The following is a 10000-nucleotide window of genomic DNA, read 5'->3' as shown; positions in this document are numbered from 1 at the left end:
CCGGAGGATCAATTAAGTCTGGCAATTGGACGGGATGGACAAAATGCCCGCCTGGCTGCCAAACTGACCGGCTGGCGCATTGATATCAAGAGCCTGCCGGAAGCAGCTGCTGATGCGCTTTACAAACTGCAAAAAGACGAAAGCCTTGCCGAACTGGCCGCTCAGGAGGCCGAAACGATGCGCAAGGTGGAAGATATGCTGGCCCGTAAAGCCGAAGGACGCCCGTTACAGCCGGAAGAATACGATCTGATGGCGCGCTTCGTTGACCGGGTTGAACGCCGCATTACCCGCCGTCCTGAAGCCGAAAAGGTCAGTGAAGATCAATTCTCAAAGGCCAAGGCCCTGGTGCCAGCCGACTCTTTCGAGATTAACATTCTGGACAGCGGCTTGCCAGAACACGTTGCCTATATCTTACAGGAAGCCGGTTACAGCACACTTGGGGAAATGGCCGTTCAGATGAAGATTGCCCCGGATGAGATCCTGCGGCTGAACGGAATCGGCCCGCGTGCCATGCAAGAGATTACCCGGTTAATGGAAAAACTGGACGCTCAAATGGAAGCCGAGAAGGCCGCTCAGGCAGCAGTGGAAGAAATGCCGCAGCCAACACCGGAAACCATCGAAACAGCCGAAGAGATTAAATCCATCACAGAAAGCGCTCCAGAACTTGTTGCGGAATTTGAGCCATTCATTGAAGAGATCAAACCCGAACTGGAAGTGGAAGCGCCCAAGGCAGAAGTTGAAACGGAATCCACCATTGAGGAACCTGTCGAGGAAGAAGAACCCTCCTTCGAGCAGATTTTTGATCTGAAATTGGCCCCGGTGGACGAAACCATCTTTGAAGATGAAGAAGAGAGCGAAGGCATTGCCGGGCGCAAAGAAAAGAAAAAGGGTAAAAAGAAGAAAAAACATACCCAGATTGAGTATGACCCCGACCGCGATACCATCATTGTCCGCAAAAAGCACCGTCGTGGCGATGGCGGTTGGGATTGGGACGAGTAATCCGGTGCAGATGATTTTAGAGTAGGAAAGGTGGCCAGGAAACCAGTCCAGCGTACGAAACACATTCCCCAGCGCACTTGTGTAGGTTGCCGTCAGGTGATGGCAAAAAGAGCGCTCATTCGGATTGTCCGTACCCCGCAAGGTGTGCAGATTGATCCAACGGGAAAACTTGCCGGTCGCGGCGCGTATGTTCACGAGGATCGTCAATGCTGGGAACGCGCTCTGAAAGGAGCTCTTGCCCACGCCTTAAAAACCGAGTTGACCGAACAGGAACGGATCGTTCTTACCGAATACATGCAATCCCTGCCGGAAGAAAGCCATGTAGCCTGAATTCGTATCCTGTTATTTGAGGAAAGAGCACAACAGAAGGAACTTGTAAAGCGACCCTTCTACCGCTCAAAAAATCCGACGCCCTTTCCCCGGTCAACCCACTCACCAGCCAGAGGCAACGATCCAAAGGGGAAGCAGGGAGAAACCAATTGAAAGAGGTGTACTATGAGCGATAATGGGTCCAAAACAATCGAACTGCCAGCCAGTATCACGGTTCGTGACCTTGCCCAACGAATGGAAGCCAGCCCCATTCAGGTCATCAAGATTCTGATGTCGAACGGGGTGATGGCCAATATTAACCAACAAATTGATTTTGATACCGCCGCAGTGGTTGCTTCCGAACTGGGTTATGAAGCTCAGCCGGAAGTTTACGAAGAAGTGGAAGAAAAAGAAGTCGGCGAAATTCCGCTGTGGCGGCAGTTAATTGCCAAAGAAAAACCGGAAGCCCTGCAGGACCGCCCGCCGGTTGTGACCATTTTGGGTCATGTGGATCACGGCAAAACTACACTGCTGGATGCGATTCGGGATACCAACGTTGCCGGCGGCGAAGCCGGCGGTATCACACAGCACATTGGCGCTTATCAGGTAGAACATAAAAATCGCCTGATCACCTTTCTGGATACACCGGGCCATGCCGCTTTTACCGCCATGCGTTCGCGCGGCGCCCAGGGAGCAGATATCGTTGTGCTGGTGGTAGCGGCAAATGATGGGGTAATGCCCCAAACCCGCGAAGCAATCGCCCATGCCCGTGCTGCGCGCGTGCCGATTATCGTTGCAATGAACAAAATTGACCGCCCGGATGCCAATCCCGATTTTACAAAAAAGCAACTGGCTGAGGTCGGACTGGTGCCGGATGATTGGGACGGCGATACGATGGTTGTGCCGGTTTCTGCCAAACTGCGTAAAGGCATTGATGATTTGCTGGAAGCCATCTTACTGGTAGCAGATACGTTAGATATCAAAGCCAATCCTGATGGGCGTGTCTTCGGCACCGTTATTGAGGCTAAAGTGGATCGCGCGAAGGGAGTGGTGGCAACCTTACTGGTTTATAACGGGACGCTGGAAACCGGCGATCTGGTGGTTGCCGGTAAAGCCTACGGGCGCATCCGGGCGATGTTCGATTTCCGCGGGCGTAAACTGCGCAAGGCCGGCCCTTCCACACCCGTTCAAATCATGGGTCTCAACGATGTGCCGGATGCCGGCGACCTCTTCCTTGTGTATGAGAATGAACGCGAAGCTCGTGCCGTGGTTGAGGAACGCATTCAGCAGCAACAAAAACGGCTGGCTTCGGCCCCCAAAGCCAGTCTCGAGGAGCTCTTCAAAAAGGTGCAATCCGGTGAAGACCATGAACTTCGGCTGATCATTAAAGCCGATGTGCAGGGTTCCCTGGAACCGATCATCTCATCTTTGAATGATCTGGGGAAAGGTGGTGAAATCCGTATCAACATTCTGCATGCCGAAACCGGCAACATCAGTGAGAATGATGTCATGCTTGCGGCGGCATCAAGTGCCATTGTGGTCGGATTTAATGTGCAGGCTGATGCCGCTGCCCGCCGTCTGGCGGAAACCGAAGGCGTTTCCATTCGCCTGTACGACATCATCTACCGTCTTACGGAAGACATTGAAAAAGCCATGAAAGGCTTGCTCGAACCGGAAATCAAAGAAGTTGTTATTGGCCACGGCAAGGTTCTGGCGGTTTTCCGCATCTCCAAAGTTGGTGTAGTGGCTGGCTGCCGCGTTGTGAGCGGTGAGTTCCGACGCAATGCCAAAGTCCGCATCCGCCGGGAAGGAACCATCATCTACGAAGGCGAGTTTGCCTCGCTCAAGCATGAAAAAGAGGATGTCCGCGAAGTACGCACCGGTTTTGAATGTGGCGCCGCTTTCAAGAACTTTAACGATATTCTGGTTGGCGATGAAATAGAATGCTACATTTTTGAAAGGGGTAGTTGAATCAATCTTCAACCACTCTTAAAAAGGTAAGTGAACGATGCCCTCAAATCTTCGACTTCAACGAATTGCTGATCGAATCCGACAGGATCTTTCAGAGATGCTGGTCATGGGTCAAATCCGCGACCCGCGCCTGACTGGCATCACCATTACCGATGTGAAAGTGGACCGCGAACTGGCTTACGCCGATATTTACGTTTCGGCGGTGGAAGGCAGCCAGCGCGCTCAGGAAATTCTGGATGGACTGCAAAGCGCCTCCGGCTTCATCCGCCGCACGCTGGCAGATCAGATCGAATTGCGGGTTTTCCCCCGTCTTCGCTTTCACTGGGATCCAACACCGGAACGCGCCGACCGCATCGAACGCCTGCTGGCTTCCCTGCGCAGCGAAAATTCCTCTTCTTCGGAAGAATCCGCTCAAGGTGAAGAAAATGAAAATGACTGACCCGCAAACCCTGACGGCCATGCGAGAGACGCTGCAAGCCGCCCATCGCATCCTGATCACCTCCCACATCCGTCCCGATGGAGATGCCATTGGCTCGATGCTGGGTTTGGGTCTGGCGCTGCGTCAGGCCGGAAAGGACGTGGTCATGGGATTGAGTGACTCGATTCCGCAAAATCTGCTACACTTACCCGGCAGCCGCGAAATCGTCCGCACACCGCAGGGCAAATTCGATACCTTTATTGTCGTGGATGCTGCCGATTTCAAACGCATTGGCGCAGCCTTCAATGCACACCAGCCGGATATCCAGGTGGATCACCATATCACCAACCCCGGTTACGCCCGTCTCAATTGGGTGGACCCTGATTCGGTTGCCACCGCAGCCATTCTGGCAGAAATTTTGCCCCAATTGGGGCTGGAAATTACCCAACCGGTAGCAGAGGCATTACTTACCGGAATCGTTACCGATACGATTGGTTTCCGTACTTCGAACATGAATCCAAAAGCCCTTCGGTTGGCAGCCGATTTGATGGAGAAAGGCGCCAATCTGCCGGAATTGTACTATCGGGGTTTGGTTCAACGCTCCTTTGAAGAAGCCCGCTATTGGGGGGTAGGGCTTTCCACATTACAGAAAAAAGGGCGGATCATTTGGTCAACCCTAACTCAAGCAGATCGGCGCACTGTCGGGTATAATGGCAACGATGACGCTGATCTGGCCAACTTGCTCTCCAGCATCAGTGAGTGTGATATTGCCATCCTGTTTAACGAGCAAAAACACGATCATGTCAAAGTATCGTGGCGCGCTCAGCCGGGTTGGGATGTTTCCAAACTGGCTGCGCAGTTTGGCGGTGGCGGTCATCCGGCCGCTGCCGGTGCAGAAATAACCGGCAGTCTGGAAGAAGTGCAGGCCAGGGTGCTGGCTGCCACCGAAGATTTTATGAGCAGCAGTCCAAACTCCTGACGAACGAGGGGAAAGATTCTTCGCAAGGAATTGCATAAGATGAACGATAACACAAACCCAAACAACACCATCTCAGGCGTGCTGGTCGTGGATAAACCCGTCGGCTACACCTCTCATGACATCGTCCAGATTATCCGGCGAGGGACGGGCATTCGCCGGGCAGGTCATACAGGTACTTTGGACCCGCGAGCATCCGGCGTTTTGGTCGTTCTTTTGGGTCCGGCTGTTCGACTCTCCGAATACGTATCTGCCTCAGACAAGCGTTATCAGGCGGTCATTCAATTGGGCACAACCACCGATACCTACGACGCCGATGGACAGATCCTGACCAACAATCCGGTCAACATCACCGAAGAACAGTTTGTGGCAGCCTTGCAATCGTTCATTGGCGAAATTGAACAGGTGCCTCCTCCCTACTCCGCCGTAAAAGTAAAAGGACGCAAAGCCTACGAAATGGCCCGCGAGGGTGAAGAGATTGATCTGCAACCTCGCAAAATAACCGTGTACAGTCTGGAACTGCTGGAATGGGCACCCCCTGAGGCAGTGATTGATGTATATTGTTCGAGCGGCACCTACATCCGTTCTCTGGCAAATGATTTGGGCAAAATGCTGGGCTGCGGGGCGCACCTGGTTGGCCTGCGGCGCACCAAATCCGGACGCTTTACCCTGCGGGATGCCGTCCCGCTGCGGAAACTCAAAGAAGCCTTTGAACAGGGCAACTGGTATCAATACGTCATCCCGGCTGCCGAAGCCCTCTCCGACTGGCCATCCGTGGAATTGACCAGTGAACAGGTGGAAGCCGTACGGCATGGTCATCGCATCCCCGGCAAGGCGGGCATTGGAAAAATGACACGCGGCATCAGCGAGCAGGGAGAGCTGATTGCTCTGCTGGAGTTTGACCCGGCCACCAGTGAATGGCAGCCGAAAAAAGTTTTTTACCAGTAGCCGGCGACCATAAAACCGTACCTTCGCTGCCGGCTTTACTGGCTAAAGCAGCCTTTTACAGGTGATCATGCAGCATTATTCCTCCTTTGAAGAAGCCCCCCCCTCACCCGTCTGGTTGACAATCGGCGTGTTCGATGGCGTGCACCGCGGACATCAAGCCATCCTGCGCCGACTGGTAGAGGGCGCGCATCACGACTCGGCCGCCAGTCTCGTGGTTACCTTCCATCCGCACCCGGCTGTTGTTCTGGGAAAAATCGAGAATCCGCGCTATCTCACCTCTCCTCAGGAACGCGCCAGACTGCTGGGAGAAGCGGGTGTGGATATGATCATTACACTTCCTTTCACCCTGCAAATGGCGGCTTTAAGCGCGGAAGAGTTTATGCGCTGGATTTCTTCGCGCTTTGAAATCCGGCAAGTGCTCGCCGGTTCAGATTTCGCACTTGGCAGAGGGAGAGAGGGCAACCTTACCCGCCTGAAACAGATTGGTGAACAAATGGGCTTTGGCTTGCAGGTCATTCAACCCGTTTTGCTGGATGGTGAGCGGATTTCCTCCAGCCTGATCCGCGATCACTTGCAAAAAGGCGAGGTGCATCAGGCAAGCCGTCTGTTGGGAAGATATTACCGCATCAGCGGCAGCGTTATTCATGGGGATGGGCGTGGCAAACAACTCGGTTTTCCAACTGCCAATCTCCAGTTTTGGGAAGAACAACTGTTGCCGGCCGGCGGCGTGTATGCCACCTGGGCATGGGTGAGCGGTGTCCGTTATCCCTCGGTCACCAATCTCGGCTTTCGGCCGACCTTTGACCAACACAACCTGCAGCCCCATCTGGAAACCCATCTGCTGGATTTTCAACAGAATCTTTACAATCAATCGCTCGCGCTAGACTTTGTCCAGCACTTGCGTTCCGAAATTCGGTTTACTTCGGTGGATGCACTGATTGAACAGGTCAATCAGGATAAGAAAAGGGCTGAGGAGGTGCTCAAATATGCCCCCTAAACGACAGGTTTATTTGCTCGACCCGAAAAATCTCCCCCCTGAAACGATCGCCGTCACCTTTGCCAAAACATCACGCTCTCCCCAGCGGTTCAGCGAAATTGCCGCTGAATTGACTGATGAAAAAAGCGCTGAATTTCACGAAAAGTGGGTTGTGGGTTATGGGCACGCCTCAGTAGCCGAACATGCCGTGCTGCACATCGCGGTCGAAAATATCTCGCGTCTCGCCGTCGAAAGCCTGGAATCCTGCCGCCTGGCTTCTTACACCGAAAAATCCACCCGTTACCAGAAGTGGACAAAAGAAGATTACCATCTACCGGCCGAGCTGGAAGATCATCCGCTGAAATCGCTCTATGAGGATACTGTGTTAGGACTTTTCCAGGCTTATGAGGAGGCTCTGCCCCATGTCCGCGCCCTGATTCAGCAGCAGCACCCCGCCCGCGAAGGGGAAAGCGAAACCGCCTGGGAAAGGCGCATCCGCTCAAAATATGTGGATGTTGCCCGCTTTTACCTGCCGGCTGCTGCGCTGGCCAATGTCGGCGTGACCATCAATGCCCGCGCCCTTGAACATACCCTCTCCAAAATGCTCAGCCACCCGCTCATTGAAGTGCGTCAGGCCGGTGAGGAAATCAAAAGCGTTGCTCAGGCCTGCGTGCCCACCCTGGTCAAATACGCCACCCCCTTGCCTTATTTACAAAATACCCGCCAGCAATTGCAGAAACTGGCTCAACAATTCTCACCAGATTCTGTGCCGGCCGATTGGTGCAGGCTGATTTTTTGGGATACGGAAGCCGAGGAGCATATTCTGGCGGCGGCTCTTTACCGTTTCGCGTCACTTGACTATGCGCAGTGTTTGTCAGCGATTAAACAGGCTGACCCCGCTCTGCGCCGCCAGATTGCCGAAACGCTGCTGGGCAGCCTGGAAAAACACACCATCCCCCTGCGTGAACTGGAGTATTCCAGCTTTACTTTTGATCTGGTTCTCGATCAGGGAGCATATTTCGAGCTCAAACGCCACCGCATGATGACCCAGACGCCTCAGCCATTGTCCACCCATCTGGGGTATGCTTTGCCGCGCGCAATTGTCCTCGCCGGACTGGAAGACCACTTCCGGCAAGCCATGCGGATGGCTCATCAAGCCTATCAGCAGCTGACAGCCTTCAATCGCGAAGTGGCGGCTTATGTCGTACCAAATGCCTATAACCGCCGTGTTTTATTGCAAATGAACCTGCGCTCGGCTGACCACCTGATCTCTCTGCGCAGCGCAGATAATGCTCATTTTTCTCTGCGGCGGGTTGTTCAACGCATCGCCGAGCAAATCAAACAGGTAATGCCGTTATTTGCCCCCTTCCTGCGCAACAATCCTGCCGAAACCTGGCAAAGCATTCAGCAAAATTACTTTCAGGAAACCTGTGTGATGATCGAAGAATAAGTCAAGGGGTGCCACTCACCTCATTCAATCCAAGCAGGTCCAGAATTTCCCGCACGGTTTCGGACTGCAAGCCTTGCTCATACCATTCTTCCATCTCAACCAGTAACTGATCCAACACATCCTTGAGCATTTGCCGTTTTTCTTCGGCAGATAAATCTGCCCGGCGACGGATTTGTTCAACTTCGGGATGCGCCAGTTTCCACTCCGCCAGCTTTTGATGCGCCGCTCGCGGACGCTCAATCCAGGTGACCAGCGGTTGAAACTGCTCATCTAAAAAAGTGGCAACCGGAATGCTGGGAATATCCTGACTTTGATAAAAAGAGCGCAAACTTTGCCACTCGCGGCGGATAAAGATCCTTACTTCAATTCTTCCGGAGGTTTCGGCAATTTTGACCAGAATCGGCAGCACCATCAGACAATCAGAACACCAGTCTTCGGTCATCACCGCCAGATAAAGAGGTCTGTCCAGCTTTTGAATTTGTTTAATTTCCTGCGGCTGGAGTTTTACCTGCTGCAAACGCCGCCGCATCGGTTTTTGATGCTGGGTCATGCTCTCGACAAATTCTTCTACGGTCAATCCTTGCTGCCATGTTGCGCGGTCTATTGGAAAGTTGGACACAAACTGCCTCCAATTGTCAGGTTCTACCTGATTTTAACCGATATTCGATGCTATACTGGAAAATAAAAGAGCACCTGAGGATGAGTTGAATGGAAACCCAATTGATTGATGCAAGAGACCTGATTCAAACGCTGAAAGAAAGCCATCGGTCCATGCTTAATTTCGTGGATAGCCTTTCTGCAGACCAGCGTCTCCAGCCCGGCGCGTGTGGATTCTGGTCGGTCAAGGACGTACTGGCTCACCTGTTATTGTGGGAGTCCGAGACCATCAAACTCCTTTTTCAGGCTCGTCAGGGAATCAAGCCGTCCACCGTGCACTTTAAAAAAATCAGCGCTGATGAGCAGAATGCCATCTGGTATGAACAGTTCAAGGATCGTTCCTTTGACCGAGTGTGGAGTGATTATCAAATCATCCGCGATCAAACCATCCGCAGAATTAAGGAATATACAACGGAGGAATTGAACAATCCGGCTCTGTTTGGGTGGCTGAAAGGAAAAAATACGCTGGCGAAGATCATCACCAGCGATATTCTCGACCACGAAAAAGAGCATTTGAACGGCTTAATCGCCTGGCAGAAAACCCTTTCTTAATTCATCAACTGCCGTAGGCTTCATCGTAATCGGCTATCGCCGCCTCGATGACTTTCATGGCATGTTCGGCATTATAGACGGAATGAATGTAGGTCTGATTTTCTTTACCCGGTACAAGTTTATACGTACTGAAATAATGCCGCAGCCGTTCAACCAGAACATCGGGTAAATCCTCTACATCATGCGCATTTTCCCAGAATTTATCGTTATGCAGCACACCAATGATCTTATCGTCGGCCTCATTATTGTCAATCATCAGCAAACCGCCCACTACCCGTACGGTTAAAATCACTTCGGATTTGGTAATAGGCCTTTCACTGATCACGCAAATATCCAGCGGATCACCATCACCGCGCGCCGCCATGGGGGTCAGGTCACCGACCCGTTTTCCGCAGTAAGTCCGCGGAACAAAGCCATACAGCGTAGGCGGCTGAGACGAACTGCGCTGCGGACGATCCACCTTAAGATAACCGGTGGTCTTTTCCACTTCGTACTTGACCAGATCGAAGGGGGTAATTTCAATGTAGGCGTGCACCAATTGAGGAGGGTTGGGTCCGATTTCAAGACCATGCCACGGATGCGGTCGCCAGCGGTAAAAAGGATTCGGGAATGTCAAGGCAAAACTCCTGCTGCGAAAATTTCAACCCACCCTTAAATTATAACCCAACCGCGCCAAATTCATGCTGTTAGGAAAAGTTGAAAAGTGGACACTTATAAAGTTGAAAAGTGGACAGTTGTGGGAAG

General features: G+C 52.6%; 10 protein-coding genes and 1 pseudogene. 9 read left to right on the top strand and 2 right to left on the bottom strand.

Annotated features, from left to right (window positions below):
- The 8 genes and pseudogenes from VAE48_RS06980 to VAE48_RS06945 all read left to right on the top strand — a co-directional run.
- Nucleotides 1–999: pseudogene (locus tag VAE48_RS06980) on the top strand (hypothetical protein); the annotation flags it as partial.
- Between the two features lie 30 nt (nucleotides 1000–1029).
- Nucleotides 1030–1329 (top strand): RNase P modulator RnpM, encoded by a 300-nt coding sequence (gene rnpM / locus VAE48_RS06975; protein WP_322792598.1) that lies wholly within the window; start codon nucleotides 1030–1032, stop codon nucleotides 1327–1329.
- 165 nt (nucleotides 1330–1494) lie between these two features.
- Nucleotides 1495–3279 (top strand): translation initiation factor IF-2, encoded by a 1785-nt coding sequence (gene infB / locus VAE48_RS06970; RefSeq protein ID WP_322792597.1) that lies wholly within the window; start codon nucleotides 1495–1497, stop codon nucleotides 3277–3279.
- Nucleotides 3280–3316: 37 nt separating this feature from the next.
- Nucleotides 3317–3718, top strand: coding sequence for a 30S ribosome-binding factor RbfA (gene rbfA / locus VAE48_RS06965; protein WP_322792596.1), 402 nt, complete (start codon nucleotides 3317–3319; stop codon nucleotides 3716–3718).
- Nucleotides 3705–4676 (top strand): bifunctional oligoribonuclease/PAP phosphatase NrnA, encoded by a 972-nt coding sequence (locus VAE48_RS06960; protein WP_322792595.1) that lies wholly within the window; start codon nucleotides 3705–3707, stop codon nucleotides 4674–4676. Before rbfA ends, VAE48_RS06960 begins: the two co-directional genes overlap by 14 nt.
- 39 nt (nucleotides 4677–4715) lie before the next feature.
- Nucleotides 4716–5621, top strand: a complete 906-nt coding sequence (gene truB, locus VAE48_RS06955; protein ID WP_322792594.1) for a tRNA pseudouridine(55) synthase TruB — start codon at nucleotides 4716–4718, stop codon at nucleotides 5619–5621.
- A 67-nt stretch (nucleotides 5622–5688) separates the two neighbouring features.
- Complete coding sequence (locus tag VAE48_RS06950; RefSeq protein ID WP_322792593.1) at nucleotides 5689–6618, top strand: bifunctional riboflavin kinase/FAD synthetase; 930 nt, start codon at nucleotides 5689–5691, stop codon at nucleotides 6616–6618.
- The gene (locus tag VAE48_RS06945) at nucleotides 6608–8047 is read left to right on the top strand and encodes an FAD-dependent thymidylate synthase (RefSeq protein WP_322792592.1); all 1440 of its coding nucleotides are present in this window, start codon (nucleotides 6608–6610) and stop codon (nucleotides 8045–8047) included. The genes VAE48_RS06950 and VAE48_RS06945 overlap by 11 nt, the downstream gene beginning before the upstream one ends.
- A 1-nt stretch (nucleotide 8048) precedes the next feature.
- Here VAE48_RS06945 and VAE48_RS06940 read toward each other — a convergent pair whose 3' ends face one another.
- The gene (locus VAE48_RS06940) at nucleotides 8049–8666 is read right to left on the bottom strand and encodes a thioredoxin family protein (RefSeq protein ID WP_322792591.1); all 618 of its coding nucleotides are present in this window, start codon (nucleotides 8664–8666) and stop codon (nucleotides 8049–8051) included.
- Nucleotides 8667–8755: 89 nt separating this feature from the next.
- On the opposite strand from VAE48_RS06940, the gene VAE48_RS06935 reads away from it, so the two are divergent.
- Nucleotides 8756–9256 (top strand): ClbS/DfsB family four-helix bundle protein, encoded by a 501-nt coding sequence (locus VAE48_RS06935; RefSeq protein WP_322792590.1) that lies wholly within the window; start codon nucleotides 8756–8758, stop codon nucleotides 9254–9256.
- A 4-nt stretch (nucleotides 9257–9260) separates the two neighbouring features.
- Here VAE48_RS06935 and VAE48_RS06930 read toward each other — a convergent pair whose 3' ends face one another.
- A complete protein-coding gene (locus VAE48_RS06930) occupies nucleotides 9261–9872 on the bottom strand; it encodes an inorganic pyrophosphatase (protein ID WP_322792589.1) in 612 nt (203 codons plus the stop codon).
- Nucleotides 9873–10000 lie beyond the last annotated feature (128 nt).

The sequence above is a fragment of the Bellilinea sp. genome (assembly GCF_034432615.1).
GTDB lineage: Bacteria > Chloroflexota > Anaerolineae > Anaerolineales > Anaerolineaceae > Bellilinea.
The sequence above is the reverse complement of the archived record's forward strand: the minus strand, read 5'-3'. Positions and strand labels throughout refer to the sequence as shown.

What these genes read in the sequence shown, in the direction of transcription:
- infB (WP_322792597.1), top strand. Translation starts at nt 1,495, where the DNA reads ATGAGCGATAATGGGTCCAAAACAATCGAACTGCCAGCCAGTATCACG.
- rbfA (WP_322792596.1), top strand. Translation starts at nt 3,317, where the DNA reads ATGCCCTCAAATCTTCGACTTCAACGAATTGCTGATCGAATCCGACAG.
- VAE48_RS06960 (WP_322792595.1), top strand. Translation starts at nt 3,705, where the DNA reads ATGAAAATGACTGACCCGCAAACCCTGACGGCCATGCGAGAGACGCTG.
- truB (WP_322792594.1), top strand. Translation starts at nt 4,716, where the DNA reads ATGAACGATAACACAAACCCAAACAACACCATCTCAGGCGTGCTGGTC.
- VAE48_RS06950 (WP_322792593.1), top strand. Translation starts at nt 5,689, where the DNA reads ATGCAGCATTATTCCTCCTTTGAAGAAGCCCCCCCCTCACCCGTCTGG.
- VAE48_RS06945 (WP_322792592.1), top strand. Translation starts at nt 6,608, where the DNA reads ATGCCCCCTAAACGACAGGTTTATTTGCTCGACCCGAAAAATCTCCCC.
- VAE48_RS06935 (WP_322792590.1), top strand. Translation starts at nt 8,756, where the DNA reads ATGGAAACCCAATTGATTGATGCAAGAGACCTGATTCAAACGCTGAAA.